Below are 21,616 nucleotides of genomic sequence, written 5' to 3' on the forward strand. Positions count from 1 at the left end.
CGAAGAAAATCCCGCAAATTGTTTCCTTTTGCGCAACAATTTGTCAGGTATGGTCTGGAGAAAAGGATTCTATCGGACCGCAATGGGACAGCAACGCACATCACTCTTCGAAAAGCTGCTTTCGCGGCGCGCGCGCGCGTTTTGGTCTCGTGCTGCGAACGCAGCCGGAACGACGGACCTGTCCTCGCTGCGTAACCAACGCAACGAAGCCCGCATTTTACGCCAGAAACTGGATGAGTTGACCTACACCGCCGACAGCCGTTTGGCGTTGCCACGTATTGGGTCTTCCTCGTTTCCCAAACCAGCAGGAACCGACTGGTCATGGCGCCCGCAACTGTGGCGCGGCGCACTACCGGTTAAAGGCATGTCCTCGGTCGACAGCAAAACAATGCTGGGTGACGAGGTGACGATTTTTCACGATTGCCAGATTTCCGAGCTGACCCTGCGCCAGCTGCGCAATACGCGCGAAGCAGATTTGGCACCGTTTGGATTGCGCATGGACGTGTTCCGTTTTGATGGTTCTTTCCTGAGTCTCGTGTTGAATTTACCGCAGACCTCCTGCGAAGGTTTGTTGCGCAGGCATCTTCTTCGGATGGAAGCGATTGTCGAGGTTGAAAAGCCGCTAGAAATTTTCGCGCGTCTTAACGTGCGTCACGGGCCAAATACCGAACAGATCGTACGCGAACTGCCGATGAACGGTGACAATGTGATGGTCGAATTCGACCTGGCTTATACAAAATTGAACGAAAAACGCGTTGAGGCGATGTGGATTGATCTGATCTTTGAAGGACCAGAGATGAACCAAGTCACGATCCGCGATGTGACATTCTCGCGCCATCCTCGCGCGGAGCTTTAAGGGGGCGTTATGTCTGAGAATATTGTGCTGACAAAACTGCGCCTCGTTGAAGGGGTTTGGCACGGATCGCTGAAACATCATGGTCGCGAAGCGGATTGGAAGCCAAACATCGAGGTGACGCATCTGGATTTTCCGGTTGATGGGGTCGTGGTTGAGGAAGACCGTGTTGAAGAAGCATGGCGTGTAAGCGTGCCGATCCCAACGGATCGTATCGCTGACGGTGTGCAAACATTTGTTATACGTGACCGCGGCGAAGACCTGCTTTTGGGAAGTTTTTCTATTGTCGCGGGTGATGCGCTTGCAGAAGATATTCGCGCGGAAATGTCATTGCTGCGCGCCGAGTTGGATATGCTGAAGAAGGCATTCCGCCGTCATTGCGTTGAAACTGCGAACCACTAGGTCAGTTACCTGCGGTGGGCGGGCAGGGGGCTAGCCCCCATCGCTTCGCGATTCCCCCAGGATACTTAAGAAACAAAAGCAGGGGTGACGCGGCGTTTGAGGTGACGTGCGCGTTAACCTTCGTCAGGGTGAAGCGGATTTCTAGGAGAACTTATCATGTCGACCTATCCGAACCTTTTGGCACCTCTTGATTTGGGCTTCACGACGCTGAAGAACCGCGTGTTGATGGGGTCCATGCATACTGGGCTTGAGGAAACACGCGACTGGAACCGTGTGGCGGAGTTTTACGCTGAACGCGCGCGCGGGGGAGTTGCCCTCATGGTGACGGGTGGCATGGCTCCAAACTCGGAGGGTGGTGTTTTCCCCGGAGCGGCTGGATTGTTCTCGGATCAAGACATTGCCAACCATAAAGTCGTAACCGATCGCGTTCACGACGCGGGCGGCAAGATTGCAATGCAGATTTTGCACGCCGGACGGTACGCCTATTCTAAAGATTGCGTTGCGCCGAGTGCTGTGAAGTCCCCGATTTCACCATTTCCACCGAAAGAGCTGGATGAAGACGGTATCGAGCAGCAAATCAGCGACATGGTGACGGCGGCAACCCGTGCCAAGGAAGCTGGGTATGACGGCGTCGAGGTGATGGGTTCTGAGGGGTATTTTCTAAACCAGTTTTTGGTAACTCATACCAACAAACGGACCGACCGTTGGGGCGGCAGTTATGAAAACCGCATGCGGCTGCCTGTTGAGGTGGTGCGACGTGTGCGTGAAGCCGTCGGACCTGAATTCATCGTGATTTACCGTCTCAGCATGATTGACCTAATTCCCAATGGATCAACTTGGGATGAAGTCGTGACGTTAGCAAAGGCCATAGAAACGGCCGGCGCGAACATCTTGAACACTGGTATCGGTTGGCACGAAGCGCGTATTCCAACCATTGCGACCTCTGTGCCGCGTCGGGCGTTTACTTGGGTGACTAAGAAACTGATGGGTGAGGTGAACATCCCGATCATCACATCTAACCGGATCAACACGCCGCAAGTGGGCGAGGATGTGCTGGCGGATGGTTGCGCCGATATGGTGAGCATGGCGCGTCCATTCTTGGCTGACCCGCATTTCGTCAACAAGGCTGCGGCTGACGACGCCGCACAGATTGTGCCGTGTATTGCCTGCAACCAAGCCTGTCTTGATCATACGTTTTCGATGAAGATCGCATCATGTTTGGTGAACCCTAAAGCCGCCCATGAGACGGAGCTGGTTTTGTCGCCGTCTACCACGACACTGGGTATTGTCGGTGCTGGACCAGCGGGCCTCGCATCTGCTTTGGCTGCCGCTGAACGTGGAATGGATGTTACGGTCTTTGATCGTGCGGATGAGATAGGCGGACAGTTGAACATGGCCAAACAGGTTCCGGGAAAAGAAGAATTCTGGGGGCTGGTTGATTATTATCGCGCTGCAGTTGCGCGGGCTGGGATCACGCTGAAACTTGGCGCTGAAGCAACGGCTGATGATCTAAAAGGTTTTGACGAAGTTATCATCGCCACGGGTGTCGCGCCGCGTGATCCGCAGATCGAAGGGCAGGACGGTGCCAACGTATTGTCATATATCGATGTGCTGCGAGGCAAGGCCGAGGTCGGCAAACGCGTGGCCATAATTGGTGCTGGCGGTATCGGCTTCGATGTTGCCGAGTTTCTGGTCACAGATGACAGCCCGACGGAGAACCTCGAAGAATGGCTAGAAGAGTGGGGCGTTGGCGATCCGTCTGAAACACGGGGCGGCGTGCGCAGTGAAGGACCACAGCCAGAAGCGCCGGTGCGTGAAGTCACATTGTTGCAACGCAAGGCGACCAAGCTCGGCAAGGGGTTGGGCAAGACAACAGGTTGGATCCATCGCGCGACCCTTAAGATGAAAGGCGTGAAAATGGTCGGCGGCGTTAACTACGAACGCATTGACGCAAGCGGCCTACATGTAAGCTTTGGTGAAGCGCGTGAGCGGCCTACGCTGATTGAAGTCGATACGATTGTGATGTGCGCTGGGCAGGTGCCGGAGCGCAGTCTTGCGGATACTTTGGAGGCTAACGGCGTTACTTGCCATGTCATCGGCGGGGCGGATGTGGCGGCGGAACTGGACGCCAAGCGGGCGATTGATCAGGGCACGCGGCTGATAGCGGGGCTCTGAATGCAACTTGTGTCGGTTAACATTGCCACGCCGGAGCCCATCGTCGCCAAGTCCGGCCAGAGCGGGATTTTCAAACGGCCTGTGGCACAGGCGGATGTCGGACCACTTGGCCTTGAAGGCGACGCGATTGTGGATGTCAAACACCATGGCGGGCCGGATCAGGCTGTCTATGCCTATACGCGCGCAGACTACGATTGGTGGGAGGCCGTGCTGGGTCGTGAGATTCCGGCAGGGACGTTTGGTGAAAACCTGACGCTGGATCGCTGGCCCGCTGAAGTGATTTGCGTCGGAGATCGCTTGCGGATTGGCGATGTCGTGTTGGAAGTGACCTCGCCGCGTATACCTTGCGTAACGATTGAGGCGCGTATGGGGATCAAAGGGTTTGCGAAACAGTTCTTGGAGGCCAGACGTCCGGGACCATATCTGCGCGTGGTTCACGGCGGGACCATCAAAACGGGGCAAACAATAGACGTTGAGCCGTTCAAAGGCGCGCGCAAACGGCTGGCGGATTGGCCGGGATTGTTTGGGCCACGATTAAGCAACAAAGCAGAGGTCGAGAGCTGGCTGAGCGCTCCGGTGCATCACAAGATGCGTGCCGATCTGGAAGCTTCTTTAGGGCAAACCCCTTAAAACGCAGGGCGCGCGCGCCAAAAGCGCCTCACAAAAACGCAGCGTTTCCCTGTTTCCTGCCTCGCAACAGTCCTGCCATTACCCTGCAATTGTCAGGCCCGCGCCCCAGTGCTGCCCCTTTTCGCCGCGATACAAATCCTCGAACAAGAGACGCTATCTAAGGATCGAGTATGGATCGCCTTACTGAAATGGAAGCCTTTGCCACTGTTGTGGATCAAGGTGGATTTACCGACGCAGCCAAGAAGATGGGGATTTCAAAATCCGCTGTCTCCAAGCATGTTTCTTCGCTTGAGGCGCGCCTAGGTGCACGTCTTTTGAACCGCACGACACGCCGTGTTAGCCCAACTGAAATTGGCCTTGCCTATTATGACCGCGCTCGCCGTGTTCTGAATGATGCTGGCGAAGCTGATGCGCTTGTGACGTCAATGCAATCTGCGCCATCAGGGCTGCTGCGTATCTCTGTGGCAACGGACTTCGGTGTGAACCACCTTTCCCCAGTTCTTGGCGATTTCCTTAGCGAGTTCTCTGACATCACGGTCAACATGGTTCTGAACAATCGCTACGTTGAACTGATTTCTGAAGGCTTCGATATGGCGATCCGCATCGGTGAGCTGGAAGACAGCACATTGCGTGCCCGTAAGTTGACTGAAACGTCGCGCCGTATGGTTGCCGCACCAGGTTACTTTGAACAGTACGGTCGCCCTGAAAAGATCGACGATCTGAACGAGCACAAGCTGCTTCACTATTCCAACCAAGCGAACTCCGCTGTTTGGAAACTGACAGCGCCATCCGGTGAAAAGCGCCAAGTGCGCACCGCGGGTTGGTTGACGGTTAACGACGGCCAGTCCCTGCTGAACGCAGCGATCTCCGGTCTTGGCATCGCTTACCTTCCGTCCTTCCTCTATGCGGATGCGCTGGAAAAAGGTCTGGTTGAAGAAGCGATCCCTGATCTTCCGGTCGAAACCCAAGGCATCTACGCGGTCTACCCTCCGGGCCGCTTTACCCAGCCAAAAGTTCGCGCATTCATTGATTTTCTTGTGAATTCATTTGCCGAAAAGGGTCCAGACGTCTGGTAACCCCACCAAGTTTCCCAAAGGGTGCAACACCCTCACTCAACGCAGCGTCCTTCGGGATCGTTGCGTTTTTTTGTTCCGATAGCTGCGCTACTCAGTCGACGTAACAATTACTTCAACGCGCCGATTTGCCTCACGGCCTTCCTCGGTCAGGTTCGTCGCGACTGGTGAAAGATACCCCATGCCTTCTGCTTCAAGTTGGCGACGCGGAATATCGTAGCTCGTGACAAGTCTCTCCAAAACGGACCCAGCACGACGCTTAGAAAGCGCAATATTACCATCAAGCGAACCCACAGAATCCGTGTGACCAACCAGCGCCACGGTGCGTTCTGGGTTCGCAACAAGGTATTCAGCAAGGTCATCTAGCGTCGCGAAAGTGGCATCGCCAAGTTGCGCCGAACCCGTTTGAAACGCGAGGTCAGAAAGCACGAAATACCCGACCGCCTCGAGCGTTTGCGCAAGATCCCCTGTGATCGTCGGGGTCGAAATTGCGCGTGCTGCCGGCGCGTCCGCACTGGCAACAGGTCCAGAAACCGCAGCACCGACACGTATAACCTGAACGAAGCCGGCGCTTGAGGACCGACTTGCAAGAATGCTTAGCAATTCGGTGTTTCCATCAACCACTCGTTGGGTTGCAACGAAACGATAGTCGCCAAGGTCTACATGCATCGCGGGGGCAGGCAGCACGGGTGTCGCGAACCGAAAATCAAAGCCACCGCACGCGTCATCAGTACAGGTGAACAGTTCCTCAAAACCCGCTTCTGAGAGCTGGTCCATCAACGGCTGCAACAACTGCAAAGTCGTCAGCCCGGGCGCTTCAATCCGCCAAGCCTGTTTGCGCACTTCCCCAGTTCCCGTCAAAATGGGCAGCCCTTCCGGAGTCCAAGGGCCGGTTGGCATCGCATAGCTGTCCAGACCAGCAAGGTCCTCACGCTCAAGCGTTGCGTTGCTTGGCATGTCCAGCGTCACAGCAGCAGCCTGATCGGCGGAAACCGTAGCGGCAATAAGGAGGGCGAAAAATCGGGTCATCGGTTTTGTGAATGGTACTCATCGTTAGGGCGCATGTCCGTGGCAGATGCCATGCGGTTTGTCATATTGAAGAACCCAGTTACAGACGCGATGTCCCAGATATCGTGGTCGCTGAACCCAGCGTCACGCAAGGACTGACGGTCTTCTTCGCTTGTTTCTGCACTGGCCTTCGTCACCTTTTCCGCGAAGGACAGCATCGCAGTCTGGCGCGCATCAAGGTCTGCTACCCGCCAGTTCATCACCAACATTTCCCCAAGCTTCGGGTCGCCGGACAATGCACGTACTGCTTGGCCGTGCGCGGTCAGGCAGTAAAAACATTTGTTGATGGATGACACGACCACCGCGATCATCTCGCGTTCAAGTTTTGACAGGCCAGAATCCGCGAGCATTAGATCGTTGTACATCGCAGAAAACGCATCGAGCTTGGCAGGGTCAAACGCATAGGCCCGCAGCACATTTGGCACGAACCCGAGTTTGTCGTCACAAACGCTAAAGTACTTTTCGATGTGCTCGGGCTGCGGCTCAGCTTGCGGTAGGTTAAGGGCAGTTGGTAATTCTTGTGTCATCTAGGCCTCCGGCTTGATGCGGTAATGGTATCCTCCCACGGGTGTCATCCCGATGGAAGTGTAGAGCGCATTTGCCCCAACATTGGCACGCGTCACCAGTAGCGCAACAGTGTCTGCGCCCTGCTCTTTGGTCCAGAACGACATAGCGGTGAGCATATGACGCCCCAAACCCTGTCGGCGAAACGCAGCAGCCGTTTCGATGGCGTGGAACATCGCGGTTCCATTGTGGATCGCAGCAAATGCAGCGCCTGCAGGTGTATCGTTCAGTCGACCAAGGACGGTGGTTTTTGGGCCGCTTACACGGTCCATTATCGCAAGGCGCGCGGCATCAATACCACCTTCCACCCAAATCTCCGTTTGAGCAGCCAGCGGGGGCCATACTTCAAAGCAGGTCACGGCGGGTGGGCGCTGTGACGCGAGTAATTCTGTTGGGGCGGTGTAATAGTTCACCGGATCTTTGATGATGTAGCCATCGCGTTCTAGCACCGCATCGAGTTTGTCTTCGCCTGTACGAACCATAAACAACGGGGTTTGCCCCATTTCACGCATAGCTTCTTCAGCATGGGCGTAGCCGTCAAGCTTGGCATTGTCGCGCGCTGTCGCGGCACTAACACGGCTTCCTCCGCCAGCGCCCGCGCGAATTGTCCAACCCTCAACCTCGCGCAACGACTTAGCGGGCCAAGTTGCGTCAATCAGAGAGGTGAGCGTTTGCGGTGTCATACGGGGAATGCCGCTTTCAGCTTCGACATTGCGGACGCAATTATCGCTGGGTCTTGTCCACGGATCACAATGTTTGCGCCGTACTTTCCGTCTTTTTGGAAGGGATATGAACCGATAGATAGGTCCGAAAACTCATCTGCCAATTTGCCCAACGGTCCCGCGATATCCCCTTCGCCGCGATCAATACGCAAGGTCTCAGAGATCAGTGGTGCGCCGCCTGTAAGTGTCGGAAGGACGGTGGCGACCATCGCCTGAAACACAGACGGCACGCCAGCCATCACATGAACGTTTCGTACCGTGAACCCCGGTGCAATGCTCACGGGATTGTCGATCAGTGTTGCACTGTCTGGAATGCGCGCCATACGCAAACGCGCATCGTTCATCTCATGTCCGTTTTTGTCGTAATGTGCCTGCAGTAGCGCCCGCGCGTCGTCGCGCACATCGATATGATCATCAAACGCCGCTGCGATGCAATCCGCTGTAATGTCATCATGGGTCGGTCCAATACCGCCGGATGTGAACACAGTATCAAATGCGGCGCTAAGCGATTTCACGGCGGCAATAATCGCTGGCGCATCGTCACTCACAAAACGGACCTCAACGAGGTCAATTCCCGCTTCTGTAAGCTGTCCCGCAAGATGATACATATTCGCATCGCGCGTGCGTCCTGAGAGGATTTCGTCGCCGATAACGAGCATCGCGGCAGTTGGATTGGGCATACGGGTTCTCCTGCTTTCTTGAATGGTATAAATGCGCCCCATGCGCTTTGCCACTCCCCTTGTTTCCGCCCGTCTAATCCGTCGCTACATGCGTTTCCTGTCTGATATGGAACTAGAAGACGGCAGCGTTGTGAAGGCCCACTGCCCCAACCCCGGTTCAATGATGGGATTGAAGGACGAAGGCATACGCGTCTGGATTGAGGGCAACGATGATCCCAAGAAAAAACTCGACTGGGGCTGGCGCTTGATTGAGCTAGATGATGCATTTGTTGGGATCGACACGGGGGCCGCAAATGGCATCGTCGCGGAAGCATTGTCGAACGGCATCGCGGACCTTGGCGAGTACGAAACGATCCGCCCAGAAGTAAAATACCGCGAGAAAAGCCGAGTGGATTTCTTGCTAAGCGCAGAGGGGCGGCGCGATTGCTACCTTGAGGTCAAGTCAGTGACCTTATCACGCGAAACAGGGCTGGCTGAATTTCCTGACAGCGTAACTGCACGCGGGGCCAAGCATCTTGGGGATCTGGCTGCGATGGTCGAACAAGGGCACCGCGCGGTGCTGCTGTTCTTGGTCCAACGCACGGATTGCACGCATGTGACGCTTGCCGCCGATCTGGACCCAACCTACGCCGCCGCGTTCAAATCCGCATTGGCTGCGGGGGTAGAGGTGATGTGTTTTGACTGCACTATATCTCCAGAAGGAATATCACTGGCGAACCGTTTGCCATTTGGCTGAACAGGCCTTCGACGATCGTTTTTTGACCAAGATGAAGCAAGGGGTTTAGAAACGTGGATGTTTGTCCTATTTGGAACATAAGCAAGAAGGATAATCGGTTTGAATAGTTCAAAAGCACGGCTGACCAAAGATGGTATTCGTCTCTATGACGTTGCTGAATTTGATGGAATGCGAAACGCAGGCCGTTTGGCCGCCGAAATTCTGGATCGCATCGCTGAACACGTGACACCGGGTCAGTCCACCGGTGAACTTGATCGCTTGATCACGCAATGGGTCGACGAGGCCGGCGCGACGTCCGCAACGATCGGCTATAAAGGGTACCAACACGCGAGCTGTATCAGCGTGAACCACGTCGTTTGCCACGGCATCCCGGGTGAAAAGGCGCTGAAGTCCGGCGATATCATCAACATCGATGTTACCGTAATTGTGGACGGTTGGTTCGGCGATACGAGCCGGATGTACGTTGCAGGTGGCAAACCGAGCGTTAAGGCGAAGCGGCTAATCGACGTGACCCATGATGCGCTAATGCGGTCTATCGAGGTGGCGAAACCGGGCAATACATTCGGCGACATCGGCCACGCGATCCAAACCTATGTTGAAGCACAGCGTATGTCTGTCGTACGCGATTTTTGTGGCCACGGCCTTGGGCTTGTTTTCCACGCACCACCCAATGTGCTTCATTACGGGCGTGCGGGAACTGGGCCAATGCTGGAAGAAGGCATGATCTTTACGATCGAACCGATGGTGAACCTTGGGCGCCCCGAGACAAAAATCTTGGCGGATGATTGGACAGCGGTCACACGCGACAAATCCCTGTCTGCGCAGTTTGAACATTCCATCGGCATCACGGCGACAGGCGCGGAAATCTTTACGCTTTCACCTGCGCATAAGTTCCACCCAACGTTCTAGCCAAGAATGAGGCGCTGGGCCGCCGCCATTGAATTGACGACGGTCGCGCCCACTTCGGCTAGATGCGCGTCTTGGCCTTCCGTGGCGAACCCGATGGTGTTTACTCCCGCGTTTATCCCCGCTTGGCACCCCGGAACTGAGTCATCAATCATGTACGATTTCTCAGGGTCCGCGCCCGTTTGTGCAATTGCATGCAGGATCATCGCGGGGTCGGGTTTCGCGGCATAGGTCTCGCGGCTAAGGATACACCCGTTTAGTCTGTCCCAAAGACCAGACGGCCCAAGGGACAGCCCCATGCGCTTCATCGTGCCATTTGAGGCTACATAAATCGGGACGCTTGCACCCTCGAGCGCCGTGATCAAATCCAGCACGCCTTCAAACACAGCGACTCCCTGCGCAATGCGGGCGTGAATTAGGGTGTTCATGTCTTCAACCCAACCCGCAGGCAGTTTCGCGCCGCGACGCATCGCTTCGTCGCGCATGATCGGCGTGGTGCCACCTGTGAATTCACTTGCCAGCTGGTGCGGAGTTACTGGTAGGCCATGCGCGGTTATGCTTTTGGCGAACACCTCAAACATCGGGCCTTCGGTGTCCACAAGAACACCGTCGCAATCAAAAACAACGAGATCGGGGATCATGGTGCCCTCAACAATGTAATGTGCGTGTCACCGTAGCGGCGCAGATCGACCTGCGCGAAACCTGCAACAGGTTGCGGTGCGCTGTCTTCCATCACAATCAGCGCGTCTGGGGCCAGCCAACCTTGCGCTTTTGCCAGTTTAACTGCCGGACCGCCAAGATATTTGCCATACGGCGGGTCGAGAAAAACGAGATCGCAGGGCGCAGATGTAGCGGGCAATTTATCAGCGGCACAGCTAAGCACTGTCGCATCCGCGACGCGTTTCGCCTTGCTAAGGTTCTCACGGATAAGCCCCTGCGCCACGCGACCGTTGTCCACAAAAGTCGCATGCGTTGCACCGCGCGATAGGGCCTCAAGGCCAAGCGCGCCGGTGCCCGCAAACAGGTCCAACACGCGTGCGCCATGCGGTAGGCCATGGCCCATAAGCACGTTGAAAAGGCTCTCACGGACGCGGTCGGGTGTCGGGCGCAAATGCGCGCCTTCGTCGCCTTTGCCGACGCTCGCAAGTGTCAGGCCACGATGCTGGCCGCCAATGATTCTCATGACTTCAGAAGGGCTTTCATGTCGGTTTCAGGGTCTGCGATTACGCTCGGTGCTGGGGATTTCCCTGCTTCAATCAGACGCTTTCCAACCATGTAGTTTCGCGGGTCATTCATCGCATCCACGGCGATCAGCGTATCGTCACGGTAGTACCAATGCGAACGTGCATCGCCCGTCTCGCGGGTCACGACATCCGTGTATCCAAGGTTAAGCCCTGCGATTTGCAGTTTGGTGTCGTATTGGTCAGACCAGAACCAAGGTTTTGGGGTATACGTCTTTTCCGCACCAAGCATGTTCTGTGCCACGATTTCCGCTTGATCAATCGCATTGCCAACGCTCTCGAGGCGGATCTGTGAACCATTCCACTCCAACGTGGCACAGTCCCCTGCGGCCCAAATGTGCGGGTCAGATGTGCGCCCAAAGGCGTCTGTGACAATGCCGTTGTCACAGGTAACGCCTGCATTTTGAGCCAGCACTGTCGCTGGGTAAATACCCACACCAACAATCGCAAAATCAACCTCAATCTCGCTTCCATCGGACAATACCGCGCCAGTGACGCGATCCTCCCCCACAAGCCGCTCTAGGCCGACGCCTTCGCGAATGTCTACGCTATGTCCGCTGTGAAGTGTGCGAAAGAAATCGGATGTTTCGGGCGCGGCGACACGTTGCAAAATGCGGCCCGCCATTTCGACAAGGATCACCTGCAGGCCCATCTTGGCGGCAACCGCAGCGGCCTCAAGGCCGATATACCCACCACCGATGACCAGAAGACGGCGTCCAGCGGCAAATTCGGGCTTCAATGCATCTGCATCAGCAAGGTCGCGCACTGTGAAGACACCCTCCAGTTCGCCACCAATCGCGGCGGGCAATGTGCGCGGGTGTGAGCCTGTGGTAAACGCGAGGTGGTCGTATGACAGTACTTCGTCCCCCTCAAGCGTCACGGTTTTTGAAGCCGGATCAACCGAAACTGCACGCGTCCCCGTGCGCAGATTGATGTCATTGCCTTCGTACCATTCACGCGGACGTAAAAAGAGGCGTTCGCGCTCCATTTCACCCAGCAAGTAGGCTTTCGACAATGCGGGCCTTTGGTATGGCGGACCCGTTTCGGCACCCAGCAAAGTGATCTCGCCTTCAAAACCTTCGCTGCGTAGTTTTCCAACCAGAGAAGCCCCTGCTTGGCCTGCGCCGATCACAACAATATTGCTCATTGGACGTTTCCTGTCTGGTTGCTGCCAAAACGGACCCTATATTGCTGCTCAGGATGAACGCAATTGCCGAAAGGGGCACTTAATGACGATTTCAGTAGGCGACAAACTTCCAGACGTGATGCTTGTGAAGATGGGTGAAGACGGTCCTGAAGGGATTTCCGTTTCAACACTGACCGAAGGGCGCACTGTCGTCATCTTCGCAGTACCTGGTGCCTTCACGCCAACGTGTCACTCTGCACACGTGCCGAGCTTCATTCGCACCAAGGATGAATTTCTTGAAAGCGGTGTGGATGAGATCATCTGTCTGTCCGTCAATGACCCGTTCGTTATGGGAAACTGGGGTGAAGTGACCGGCGCGACTGAGGCAGAAATCGCGATGATCGGCGACCCGAGTGCGGAATTCACCAAAGCGATCGGCATGGACTTCTCAGCACCACCCGCAGGCCTCGTTGATCGTTCAAAGCGTTACGCGATGGTTGTGATGGACGGTGAAGTGAAAATTCTTCACGAGGAGAAAAGCCCCGGCGAATGCGAGATTTCCGCCGGCGAAGCACTGCTCGACGCATTAGAATAAAACAAATCCGCCACGGGCCATTCTGGTTCGTGGCGGGCTACTTGGCCAGCGCATCCATGCGTTTTGCTAGCTTCAGGTCCAGATCCGTTAAACCACCTGTGTCATGGGTGATGAGCGTAACATTGACGGTTTTGTAGACATTCGACCATTCAGGATGATGGTTCAGTTTTTCGGCAACGATAGCAACCGAGGTCATCCAGCCGAACGCTTCAACAAAATTGCGAAACGTGAACGTCTTTTGGGCGGAGGTTTCACCAACGTTCCAGCCCGCCGCAACCAAAGCGTTGCGCCCAGCATTGTCTAAGGCATCACTCATTCTTGCTCCTCGACCTTCACGGCTTTGAACGGACCATAAGACGTAAGAATTTCAATTTCCTCATCCACAGCCGCGCGTTCCCGCTCAAGATACTCTGCAACAGCGCCGCGAAACCCAGCATCATTAAACCAGTGTAACGAATGGGTCGTAGCGGGGAGATAGCCACGCGCCAACTTGTGCTCGCCTTGCGCGCCGGCCTCAACACGTTTCAACCCATGCGCAATCGCGTAATCGATGGCTTGATAATAGCAGATTTCAAAATGCAGGCAGGGGTGATGTTGCGTGCAACCCCAATATCGCCCGTAAAGTGTATCGCGGCCAATCATATTGAACGCGCCCGCGATCGGCACACCATCTTGCATCGCAAAAACCAATAACACGTCATCGCGCATTTGCGCATGGGCGATCTCGAAAAATTCACGCGTAAGGTAGGGCTGCCCCCATTTCCGTGCGCCGGTGTCTTGGTAGAACTCCCACATCGCATCCCAATGGTGCGGTTGAATTTGCGCTCCGGTCAGCTGGACGATCTCGCCGCCGAACGCTTGCGCTGCTTTGCGTTCCTTACGAAGTGTTTTGCGCTTTCGCGATGACAGCACATCCAGAAAGCCGTCCCAATCCGCGTAACCGTCATTCATCCAGTGGTATTGCTGCGATGTTCGCGGCAACAGTCCCATCTCGGCTCCTGCCAACGCTTCAGCCTCAGTACAGAATGTCGTGTGGAAGGATGAAAGATCATTGTCCGACACAATCTGCACAGCGCCTTGAACAAGCGCGGACATGCCCTGAACCTCATGCCCGGCGCGTGTTAGGAACCTTCGACCTGTTGCTGGGGTGAACGGAACCGCAATTTGTAGTTTAGGGTAATACCGCCCACCGGACCTTTCAAACGCTTGCGCGAAGTTGTGGTCAAACATGTACTCGCCCTGCGAGTGGCTTTTGCCATAGAGCGGCGCACAAGCAATGATTTCGCCATTTTGATCCGCCGTCAGATAGTGTGGGCTCCACCCGGTTCCGCCGCCCACGCTACCGCTGTCTTCAAGCGCTTTTAAAAACCGGTAAGTCGTGAACGGGTCAATCGCACGGCCATCGCTGGCCTCAGGGCAAGCACAGGCATCCCACGCGGCAGGATCAACCGTCGCGAGTGACGTGTGGGTCGTGATTTCAATTGTACTGCCGTCCATGCCTAAGAAGTGGCATCTCTGGGCGCAGGGTCAAGCACGGTATCCCTCAAAGGTGATGTTGTCCGCAATTTGGCGGGCGCGTGCTTCAACTTCAGGACTGCGTACTGTCCAACACAAAACCGGAATACCGCGTGCTTTCAATGCTGCCACGGAAGGCGAAGTAAGATCATCCTGCTGGTGGCTGATGAAACAGGCACCTACACGATCAAAATCAGGGATTTCACGTAGGGTGGAACGCACCGTTTCGGGCACGATTGGCCAATCCTTTGCAGGATAGGGGCACGTTGTAATCCCGCGCGGCAAGTCCGGTGCAAAACTCTGACAGGCCGCGACTGAATGCGGATTGAACGACATTAGCGCGACGTCGCCAGCATAGCCCTTAAGTTCCTCGCACACAGCCTCCTCAAGTTCGCCTACGTTGGGGCCTAGCGCGCCGTCTTGGTCCTTGATCTCAATCAGCAACGGTACGCGCTTCGCAACAGCCTTCAGAACTTGTGCCAAAGTCGGGATGCAACCGCCCCCACCGGAAAGACGGATCCCCCCAAGCTCTGCGGCAGTCCGCATTGCCACAGGCCCAGTCTCATGCGTTAGCCGCCCAAGGTCGTAGTCATGAAACACCATCGGCACACCATCTTTTGACGGATGGATGTCGATTTCAATCCCGTAGCCCGCGGCGACAGCGGCCCGAATAGCCGCCATTGAGTTTTCTGCAACCTTGTCATCGTGCAAGGCACGGTGCGCCAAAGGCTGCGCCAAGAAGGAAACAGGCAGCGTCACGCGATTTCAAAGATTGCTTCGATTTCAACGGCCACTCCAAACGGCAGCGATGCGGCTGAAACAGCACTGCGCGAATGGCGGCCCTTGTCGCCTAACGCTTCGACCATGAAGTCCGAACAGCCATTGATCACTTTCGGCTGGTCGCCAAATTCTGGTGTGGAATTCACGAATCCAACCAGCTTCACAACCCGCACAAGTCGTTCAATATCGCCATCACAGCCAGCCTTCAGTTGCGCAAGAAGACTGATCGCACAGGATTTAGCCGCTTCTGCGCCCTCTTCTGCGGTCATTGTCTCGCCGAGCTTTCCAGTGATGAACCCATCCGAATTGGCCGAGATCTGGCCAGATACAAACAATAGGTTTCCGGTCTTAACCCACGGAACATAATTCGCAGCTGGGGCAGGGGCGTCAGGCAGGGTAACGCCAAGTTTTTTTAAACGGGCTTCGATCGACATTGGGGTTCTCCGATTCAGTTTCGCCTGACGCTAGCGACCTCGGATGGTGCGTGCAATGTGCTGCGGTGCCCATGCAGGTGGATTTAAACGGTTACTTTTTGCGCTGCGACCAGCGATCTGTTGCCTATTATACAACTGCTAAGTGGCGTAATTACTTCAAAATCGAATATCATGTTCACGCACTACTGTTTTACGTTCATTAAGGTATTATCTCTCCTTCATTCCAATCGACTGCCGCAGGTTTTCCATTGTTACATTCTGTTCTGACTAATTCGCGCACCGGATGCGCTCTACTCGCGCTCGTAGCGCTGTCGGCCTGCGCTGTTCAGCAGCCAGGGGCAGAGTTCAACGATCCGTTCGAAGAGACAAACCGCAGCGTTCATGCCTTTAACAAAGGCCTTGATCGCGCGATTTTACGTCCTGCCGGACAGGTTGCCGCGGCTTTACCCGTAGAAATCACTGAACCCGTCGCGAACTTTGCGGACAACGTTGGGCTTCCGGGTGCGGTGGCAAATGGTTTGTTGCAGGGCGACATTGGTGGATCCGCAACGAATACCTTCCGCTTCTTGATCAATACAACGGTCGGCATTGGCGGTCTGTTTGATCCTGCAGGTGCCATTGGCTTGGATGAGGAACCGACTGATTTTGGCGAAACCCTTTCCGTTTGGGGCGTTCCAGAAGGCGCCTACGTTGAATTGCCGGTGTTCGGCCCATCTACCCAGCGCGACATGGTTGGAATTATTGTTGATACGATTTTTGACCCCCTCGATCAGGTCGGAACATCACCACAACTTGACTACGGAACAGGCTCTCGTGTTGCGGGCATCGCCATAACACGTGGTACATTTATGGATACCTTCGACAGCGTTTTGTATGAAAGCGCCGACAGCTACGCGCAGGCGCGCCTAGCGTACTTGCAAAACCGCCGGTTCGAATTAGGTGAAGAACCACCTGCCGGCGATGAAATTGACCCATTCTCAGGTGATCTGAGTCTTGAAGGATTTGAGTAATGACGAACCAAACATTTTCCCGTCGTAACATCATGGCGCTTGGTGGCGCTGGCGCATTGGCAACACTGCCATTGCCAAGCTTTGCGCTGACGGGCGGTCAGGCTGAAGGTCTGGTGAATTCTGCTGTGGCTGACATTAACGGCGTTATTCAATCGGGCGCTTCTGTGAACTCCATGATCCGCAGCTTCAAAGGCATCTTTGATCGCTATTCTGATACGTCTTATGTGGCTGCTTACGCGCTTGGGAATGACGGTCGCTCAGCGTCCAACGCGCAGAAAAGTGCATTTGCAGATGCGTTCGGAAACTACCTCGCGGACAAATACGGTCGTCGCTTTAACGAATTCGCAGGTGGGCAAATTCAAGTCCAAGGTTCCCGCACAGTGAACAGCTACATCGAAGTGCGCACCCTTGCCGTGCTGCGCAACCAGTCGCCGTTTCAGGTGGATTTTCACGTATCTGACCGCCCGGGTCGTCCGGTGTTCTTCAACTTGATCATTGAAGGCATCAACATGCTGCTGTCCGAACGTGCAGAAATCGGTGCGATGTTGGACGCACGTGGTGGTAACCTCGATACGCTCATTCGTGATCTAAGCTAGTGGGTCGCCGTTTCGCCTCAGCGCTTGCGCTCATGCTTGTGCCTGCACTGGCTATCGCGACGCCCTATGACGGAACGTACCGCCAGAATGCCAACTCAGAATGTTTGCTTGTCGGGGCCGATGGCGGATCGTTGAAAATCGATGACGGCATATTTTATGGCGTCGAGATGGAATGTCGCATGACGCGCCCTGTGACAGTCGTCAGCATGGATGCGACGCTTTATACCATGCGCTGCTCTGGGAATGATCAAATCTGGTCCGAACGGGCCATGGTCATGAATGACGCCGAAATAGACGGCGGCATCATCATGATCTGGGATGGCTACGCCTTCCGCTATACCCGTTGCGACGAACCAGCCGAGTAATCAGCCTCCGCTGTTTTGCAATTCGCGCAGAAGGTCATTGATAATTGTGTCTGCTTCTTCAGGCGTGAATCCTAACCCGTCACCGCCTTGGCCTGTTTGCGGCTGAGGTTGTGGCGCGACGGCCTGCGTAGGAACTTCCATCGGCAATGGCGTTGGGGTGAGGCCTGACAAAACCCGTGCCATCGTTTCGTGCCAGATTTCTGCGGGCAAGCCAGAGCCAGTCACACCCGTAAGCGGGGTGTTGTTGTCATACCCCATCCAGACACCGGCCACGTAATCACCGCTGAACCCAATGAACCAAGCATCACGCGCGCCTTGCGTCGTGCCCGTCTTGCCAGCAATTTCCCAGCCTTCAACACCAGCTCGTCGGCCAGAACCACCTTCAACAACTTGATACATCATCCACGTCAGCTGTCGTGCGGCGCTTTCTTGAATAACCCGTTCGCGAATACCGCCTGTGGCTGTCAGAAGCGGTTCACTGTCTCCCGCCAGACGCAACTCAACGAGGCCATAAGGTTTCACTGCTGACCCGCCATTCAGAATACCCGCATACGCGCCTGTCATCTCAATCAGCGTGCTTTCAGATGCGCCGAGCGCGAGGGCAGGGCCATTCGCAAGCTCACTCACGATCCCAAAGCTTTCCGCAACAGAGCGCACGTTATCGCGCCCGACAAGCTCAGACAAAGCAACGGCGGGGATGTTGAGGGACTGTTGCAAGGCCTCGACCATCGTCACTTCACCTTCAAAACGTCCGGTATAGTTGCGTGGGCACCACTCCCCGGATCCCGGAGAAGTCCAGCACGTCGCTTCGTCCAGCAATATGTCAAACGGCGACATTCCAAGGTCTAATGCGGTGGCAAACACGAAGGGTTTGAATGCAGAACCAGTCTGGCGCAATGCTTGCGTCGCACGGTTGAACGCACCTGATGCGGTTAAGTCGCGCCCGCCAACCATGGCGCGTACCGCGCCGTCTGCTGACATTACAACAATCGCCGCTTGGGCTTCGGAACCAGCACGTACCTTGTTCTCGAACACCCAGACCAACGCTTCCTCAGCCGCCGTCTGGATACGCGGATCAAGCGTTGTGCGAATAATGACGTCTTCAGTTGTGCCGTCGGTAAAGAAGCTCGGCCCGCTGTCCATCACCCAATCGGCAAAATACCCGCCAGCCCGCGCACGGGCCGCTTGAGACAAAGTCGCAGGGTTGGCTTGCGCGATCGCTTCTTCTTGTGGCGTCAAATAGCCTTCGTCGCGCATAAGACGCAGAACCGTCGCGCCACGATCTTGGGCGCGTTGCAGGTTACGGGTAGGCGCACGTGCAGAAGGCGCTTGCAGCAAACCCGCAAGCATCGCGGATTGCGGCGCATTTACTTCGCGCGCTGACACGCCAAAGTATCGTTGCGACGCGGCCTCAAACCCACGGCTACCTGCACCAAGATAGGCGCGGTTCAGATAGATCGTTAAAATTTCTTCCTTGGTGTATCGCGCTTCCATTGCGAACGCGTAGGTCGCTTCTTGAACTTTGCGCCATAGCGTCGTGCGGCGACAGTCCGCTTCATAGGCGGTTTCATCTTCCCACGTGTTCGGATCAAACGGGCGACCGAAGCACAACAACTTAGCTGTTTGTTGTGTCAGCGAAGAGCCACCCGCACCTGACAGCGGGTTGCCGCCATTGCGGTAGTTGCGCACCATCGCCGCACCAGTCGCATAGAAATCGACACCGAAGTGCCAATAGAACCGTTTGTCCTCGGTGGCGATAACAGCGTTGCGCAGGTTCTCGTTCACATCTTGTGCGCGGATCATCCCGCCAAACTGGTCACCGCGCCAAGCGAACGTTTCGCCGCGCGCATCCAGAAGTGTCACCGAACCTCGCGTCCGCCCATCAACAAGTTCATCAATTGGGGGCAGGGTGGATGCATAATAAAAGACACCGATACCAACCAGCAACCCGACAACCAATGTGCCACGCCATGCGATGCGCCAAAACAGGATCATTAGCCACTTGAAAGGCCAGAGGAGCGTACCGAGCAATCCACGCCGTTTCGGCGCAGCTTTGCGACGGCGGACGGGCTTTGCCGCTTTGCGCTTCTTTGGGGCGGGTCTGCTACGCTTTTCAGCCACCAAAGGCGGTTTTGATCCTCGTCTACCAGTCATATCTGCCCACTAACCCACTCAAATTCTACGCGCCTTATGGCGTCTGTTATGCGCATGTTACCGCCCCTGATTCCAAAAGTAGAGCGCGATGTCCGCCCCATGAGCACTTTTCTGCTTGCTCAAAAAGTAGGCGAAACGGTGAAATTGTGCATTTTTTGTGCGAAATGCACTGATCGCGAGCAAAACTAACAGGCGCGAGTCTTGAGCTGTCGAGTGCTTAACGTCCTTTTAAGCCAAAGCAGGCCGGTCGGCTTGCTCGGGAATAATCGGAAGGGACACGCGTGAAACTCATTATCGCAACAATCAAACCGTTCAAGCTGGAGGAAGTTCGCGAAGCGCTGACGTCCATCGGTGTTCGGGGAATGATGGTAACAGAAATCAAAGGCTTCGGAGCGCAATCCGGCCACACTGAAATCTACCGCGGCGCTGAGTACGCGGTGAACTTCGTTCCAAAAGTAAAACTCGAAATCGTTGTCACGGCGGCAATGGCCGATGAAGTCGTTCAGACCATCGCAACAACCGCCAAGACCGACAAAATCGGTGATGGCAAGATCTTCGTGCTGGACGTGCAAAGCACCCTGCGCATTCGCACCGGCGAAACAAATGACGACGCAATCTAAGCGACCTGTGGAGAACAAACAGATGAAATTCGTAAAAACACTTTCGGTTGCGGGCGCTCTAACAGCACTCCCAACCCTCGCGCTGGCGCAAGAAGCCGCCGCACCGACCTTTGACGAGATCGGCCCCTATCTCATGACAACGTTGCTGTTCCTCGTGGCCGGCTTCCTCGTCTTCTTCATGGCCGCTGGCTTTGCGATGCTCGAAGCGGGCCTTGTGCGCGGTAAAAACGTTGCGATGCAGCTGACGAAGAACATTGCGTTGTTCGGCATCGCGTCCATCATGTACTGGTTGGTTGGTTTCAACCTGATGTACCCGGGCGAATTTAACGGCTACATCGGCTCCATCTTTGGCACCACAACATGGCTCGAGCCTGTTGGCCTAGACGCAGCAGATGCCGACCTTGGTTATGCATCCGTCGCATCTGACTTCTTCTTCCAGCTGATGTTCGTTGCAGCAACTGCATCCATCGTTTCTGGTGCTTTGGCTGAACGTATCAAGCTTTGGCCTTTCCTTGCCTTTGTCGCGATCCTGACAGGTATTCTGTACCCGATCTCAGGTTCTTGGCAGTGGGGCGGTGGTTTCTTGTCTGAAATGGGCTTCTACGACTTCGCGGGCTCCACAGTTGTGCACTCCGTTGGTGGTTGGGCTGCTTTGGCTGGTGCGATTATCCTTGGACCACGCTTGGGCAAGTACAAAGACGGCAAAGTAAACCCAATGCCAGGTTCTAACCTTGCGCTCGCTACTCTGGGTACATTCATCCTGTGGCTCGGTTGGTTCGGCTTTAACGGCGGTTCACAGCTTGCAGCTGGTACAGTTGGCGACATCACAGACATTGGCCGTATCTTTGCCAACACAAACATGGCTGCTGCAGCCGGCGCGATCGCTGCGCTGATCCTGACACAGGTTATGTTCAAAAAGGTCGACCTGACGATGGTTCTCAACGGTGCCCTCGCTGGCCTCGTGTCCATCACTGCCTCCCCACTTGAGCCAACACTCTTCGGTGCTCTTTGGATTGGTGCTGTCGGTGGTGTGATCGTTGTTCTGGCAGTTCCTATGCTCGACAAACTGAAGATCGACGATGTTGTCGGTGCGATCCCTGTCCACCTCTTCGCAGGTATCTGGGGTACAATCGCGGTGGTCTTCTACACACCTGAAACGTCTCTGATGACACAGCTGACTGCAATCGTTGCCTACGGTGTCTTCACCTTCGTCGCAGCGGCCGTAATCTGGTTCATCTTCAAGATGACAGTCGGCATCCGCGTTAGCGAAGAAGCTGAGATCAACGGTCTCGACAAAGCGGAACTCGGCATGGAAGCATACCCTGAGTTCTCAAAAGGCTAACGCTCCCTCGTTTAGCTGAAACAAAGAAA

At 55.4% G+C, this 21,616-nt stretch carries 25 protein-coding genes; 13 read left to right on the forward strand and 12 right to left on the reverse strand.

The genetic code is table 11. The features are described 5' to 3' along the window. Nucleotides 1-82: 82 nt before the first annotated feature. The 5 genes from OSB_RS00620 to OSB_RS00640 all read left to right on the forward strand — a co-directional run bounded on the left by OSB_RS00620 (nucleotide 83) and on the right by OSB_RS00640 (nucleotide 5,136). A complete protein-coding gene (locus OSB_RS00620) occupies nucleotides 83-856 on the forward strand; it encodes a DUF6478 family protein (protein ID WP_049833155.1) in 774 nt (257 codons plus the stop codon). A gap of 9 nt (nucleotides 857-865) precedes the next feature. Beyond that, on the forward strand, nucleotides 866-1,255 hold the full coding sequence (locus OSB_RS00625) for a hypothetical protein (protein ID WP_049833156.1): 390 nt from the start codon (nucleotides 866-868) through the stop codon (nucleotides 1,253-1,255). Between the two features lie 156 nt (nucleotides 1,256-1,411). Next, nucleotides 1,412-3,430 carry an NADPH-dependent 2,4-dienoyl-CoA reductase gene (locus OSB_RS00630; RefSeq protein WP_049833157.1) on the forward strand — a complete coding sequence of 673 codons (2,019 nt, stop codon included), beginning with the start codon at nucleotides 1,412-1,414 and terminating at the stop codon, nucleotides 3,428-3,430. Next, nucleotides 3,431-4,060 (forward strand): MOSC domain-containing protein, encoded by a 630-nt coding sequence (locus OSB_RS00635; RefSeq protein WP_049833158.1) that lies wholly within the window; start codon nucleotides 3,431-3,433, stop codon nucleotides 4,058-4,060. It begins immediately after the preceding gene. 170 nt (nucleotides 4,061-4,230) lie between these two features. Beyond that, the gene (locus tag OSB_RS00640) at nucleotides 4,231-5,136 is read left to right on the forward strand and encodes a LysR family transcriptional regulator (protein ID WP_049833159.1); all 906 of its coding nucleotides are present in this window, start codon (nucleotides 4,231-4,233) and stop codon (nucleotides 5,134-5,136) included. Nucleotides 5,137-5,223: 87 nt separating this feature from the next. Here the strand turns inward: OSB_RS00640 and OSB_RS00645 are convergent, their stop codons facing one another. From OSB_RS00645 to OSB_RS00660, 4 genes are read right to left on the reverse strand one after another with little or no spacing between them, the layout of a single operon-like run. Continuing rightward, a complete protein-coding gene (locus OSB_RS00645) occupies nucleotides 5,224-6,162 on the reverse strand; it encodes an OmpA family protein (protein ID WP_049833160.1) in 939 nt (312 codons plus the stop codon). Further along, the gene (locus tag OSB_RS00650) at nucleotides 6,159-6,728 is read right to left on the reverse strand and encodes a peroxidase-related enzyme (RefSeq protein WP_049833161.1); all 570 of its coding nucleotides are present in this window, start codon (nucleotides 6,726-6,728) and stop codon (nucleotides 6,159-6,161) included. Before OSB_RS00650 ends, OSB_RS00645 begins: the two co-directional genes overlap by 4 nt. Then, on the reverse strand, nucleotides 6,729-7,448 hold the full coding sequence (locus OSB_RS00655; protein WP_049833162.1) for a GNAT family N-acetyltransferase: 720 nt from the start codon (nucleotides 7,446-7,448) through the stop codon (nucleotides 6,729-6,731). Then, nucleotides 7,445-8,167 carry a competence/damage-inducible protein A gene (locus OSB_RS00660; protein WP_049833163.1) on the reverse strand — a complete coding sequence of 241 codons (723 nt, stop codon included), beginning with the start codon at nucleotides 8,165-8,167 and terminating at the stop codon, nucleotides 7,445-7,447. The genes OSB_RS00655 and OSB_RS00660 overlap by 4 nt, the downstream gene beginning before the upstream one ends. A 40-nt stretch (nucleotides 8,168-8,207) precedes the next feature. On the opposite strand from OSB_RS00660, the gene sfsA reads away from it, so the two are divergent. Together sfsA and map are read left to right on the forward strand one after the other, a co-directional pair. Next, on the forward strand, nucleotides 8,208-8,903 hold the full coding sequence (gene sfsA, locus OSB_RS00665; protein WP_049835990.1) for a DNA/RNA nuclease SfsA: 696 nt from the start codon (nucleotides 8,208-8,210) through the stop codon (nucleotides 8,901-8,903). A gap of 99 nt (nucleotides 8,904-9,002) precedes the next feature. After that, on the forward strand, nucleotides 9,003-9,812 hold the full coding sequence (gene map, locus OSB_RS00670) for a type I methionyl aminopeptidase (RefSeq protein WP_049833164.1): 810 nt from the start codon (nucleotides 9,003-9,005) through the stop codon (nucleotides 9,810-9,812). Here the strand turns inward: map and OSB_RS00675 are convergent. From OSB_RS00675 to OSB_RS00685, 3 genes are read right to left on the reverse strand one after another with little or no spacing between them, the layout of a single operon-like run. Continuing rightward, nucleotides 9,809-10,450 carry an HAD family hydrolase gene (locus tag OSB_RS00675; protein WP_049833165.1) on the reverse strand — a complete coding sequence of 214 codons (642 nt, stop codon included), beginning with the start codon at nucleotides 10,448-10,450 and terminating at the stop codon, nucleotides 9,809-9,811. The genes map and OSB_RS00675 overlap by 4 nt on opposite strands. After that, nucleotides 10,447-10,992, reverse strand: coding sequence for a 16S rRNA (guanine(966)-N(2))-methyltransferase RsmD (rsmD, locus tag OSB_RS00680; protein ID WP_049833166.1), 546 nt, complete (start codon nucleotides 10,990-10,992; stop codon nucleotides 10,447-10,449). Before rsmD ends, OSB_RS00675 begins: the two co-directional genes overlap by 4 nt. Next, on the reverse strand, nucleotides 10,989-12,197 hold the full coding sequence (locus OSB_RS00685; RefSeq protein ID WP_049833167.1) for an NAD(P)/FAD-dependent oxidoreductase: 1,209 nt from the start codon (nucleotides 12,195-12,197) through the stop codon (nucleotides 10,989-10,991). Before OSB_RS00685 ends, rsmD begins: the two co-directional genes overlap by 4 nt. 82 nt (nucleotides 12,198-12,279) lie before the next feature. Between OSB_RS00685 and OSB_RS00690 the strand changes: the two genes are divergently transcribed. Next, the gene (locus tag OSB_RS00690; protein WP_049833168.1) at nucleotides 12,280-12,771 is read left to right on the forward strand and encodes a peroxiredoxin; all 492 of its coding nucleotides are present in this window, start codon (nucleotides 12,280-12,282) and stop codon (nucleotides 12,769-12,771) included. Nucleotides 12,772-12,808: 37 nt separating this feature from the next. On the opposite strand, the gene OSB_RS00695 is transcribed toward OSB_RS00690, so the two are convergent. From OSB_RS00695 to OSB_RS00710, 4 genes are read right to left on the reverse strand one after another with little or no spacing between them, the layout of a single operon-like run. Beyond that, nucleotides 12,809-13,087 (reverse strand): 4a-hydroxytetrahydrobiopterin dehydratase, encoded by a 279-nt coding sequence (locus OSB_RS00695; RefSeq protein ID WP_049833169.1) that lies wholly within the window; start codon nucleotides 13,085-13,087, stop codon nucleotides 12,809-12,811. Further along, entirely contained in the window at nucleotides 13,084-14,268 is a 1,185-nt protein-coding gene (locus tag OSB_RS00700; RefSeq protein ID WP_049833170.1) for a GNAT family N-acetyltransferase, read from the reverse strand. The genes OSB_RS00695 and OSB_RS00700 overlap by 4 nt, the downstream gene beginning before the upstream one ends. 30 nt (nucleotides 14,269-14,298) lie before the next feature. Then, nucleotides 14,299-15,045 (reverse strand): glycerophosphodiester phosphodiesterase family protein, encoded by a 747-nt coding sequence (locus tag OSB_RS00705; RefSeq protein WP_049833171.1) that lies wholly within the window; start codon nucleotides 15,043-15,045, stop codon nucleotides 14,299-14,301. After that, the gene (locus OSB_RS00710) at nucleotides 15,042-15,500 is read right to left on the reverse strand and encodes a RidA family protein (RefSeq protein WP_049833172.1); all 459 of its coding nucleotides are present in this window, start codon (nucleotides 15,498-15,500) and stop codon (nucleotides 15,042-15,044) included. The genes OSB_RS00705 and OSB_RS00710 overlap by 4 nt, the downstream gene beginning before the upstream one ends. Before the next feature lie 248 nt (nucleotides 15,501-15,748). Between OSB_RS00710 and OSB_RS00715 the strand changes: the two genes are divergently transcribed. The 3 genes from OSB_RS00715 to OSB_RS00725 are packed head-to-tail and all read left to right on the forward strand — an operon-like array spanning nucleotide 15,749 to nucleotide 17,471. Then, entirely contained in the window at nucleotides 15,749-16,510 is a 762-nt protein-coding gene (locus OSB_RS00715) for an MlaA family lipoprotein (RefSeq protein ID WP_082166398.1), read from the forward strand. Continuing rightward, the gene (locus tag OSB_RS00720) at nucleotides 16,510-17,106 is read left to right on the forward strand and encodes an MlaC/ttg2D family ABC transporter substrate-binding protein (RefSeq protein ID WP_049833173.1); all 597 of its coding nucleotides are present in this window, start codon (nucleotides 16,510-16,512) and stop codon (nucleotides 17,104-17,106) included. Before OSB_RS00715 ends, OSB_RS00720 begins: the two co-directional genes overlap by 1 nt. Further along, nucleotides 17,106-17,471, forward strand: coding sequence for a hypothetical protein (locus OSB_RS00725; RefSeq protein WP_327196181.1), 366 nt, complete (start codon nucleotides 17,106-17,108; stop codon nucleotides 17,469-17,471). The genes OSB_RS00720 and OSB_RS00725 overlap by 1 nt, the downstream gene beginning before the upstream one ends. Here the strand turns inward: OSB_RS00725 and OSB_RS00730 are convergent, their stop codons facing one another. After that, the gene (locus OSB_RS00730) at nucleotides 17,472-19,625 is read right to left on the reverse strand and encodes a transglycosylase domain-containing protein (protein WP_049833174.1); all 2,154 of its coding nucleotides are present in this window, start codon (nucleotides 19,623-19,625) and stop codon (nucleotides 17,472-17,474) included. A gap of 281 nt (nucleotides 19,626-19,906) precedes the next feature. On the opposite strand from OSB_RS00730, the gene OSB_RS00735 reads away from it, so the two are divergent. Next, nucleotides 19,907-20,245 carry a P-II family nitrogen regulator gene (locus OSB_RS00735; protein WP_049833175.1) on the forward strand — a complete coding sequence of 113 codons (339 nt, stop codon included), beginning with the start codon at nucleotides 19,907-19,909 and terminating at the stop codon, nucleotides 20,243-20,245. 22 nt (nucleotides 20,246-20,267) lie between these two features. After that, nucleotides 20,268-21,587, forward strand: coding sequence for an ammonium transporter (gene amt, locus OSB_RS00740; protein WP_049833176.1), 1,320 nt, complete (start codon nucleotides 20,268-20,270; stop codon nucleotides 21,585-21,587). Nucleotides 21,588-21,616: the final 29 nt, after the last annotated feature.

The sequence above is a fragment of the Octadecabacter temperatus genome (assembly GCF_001187845.1).
Lineage (GTDB): Bacteria > Pseudomonadota > Alphaproteobacteria > Rhodobacterales > Rhodobacteraceae > Octadecabacter > Octadecabacter temperatus.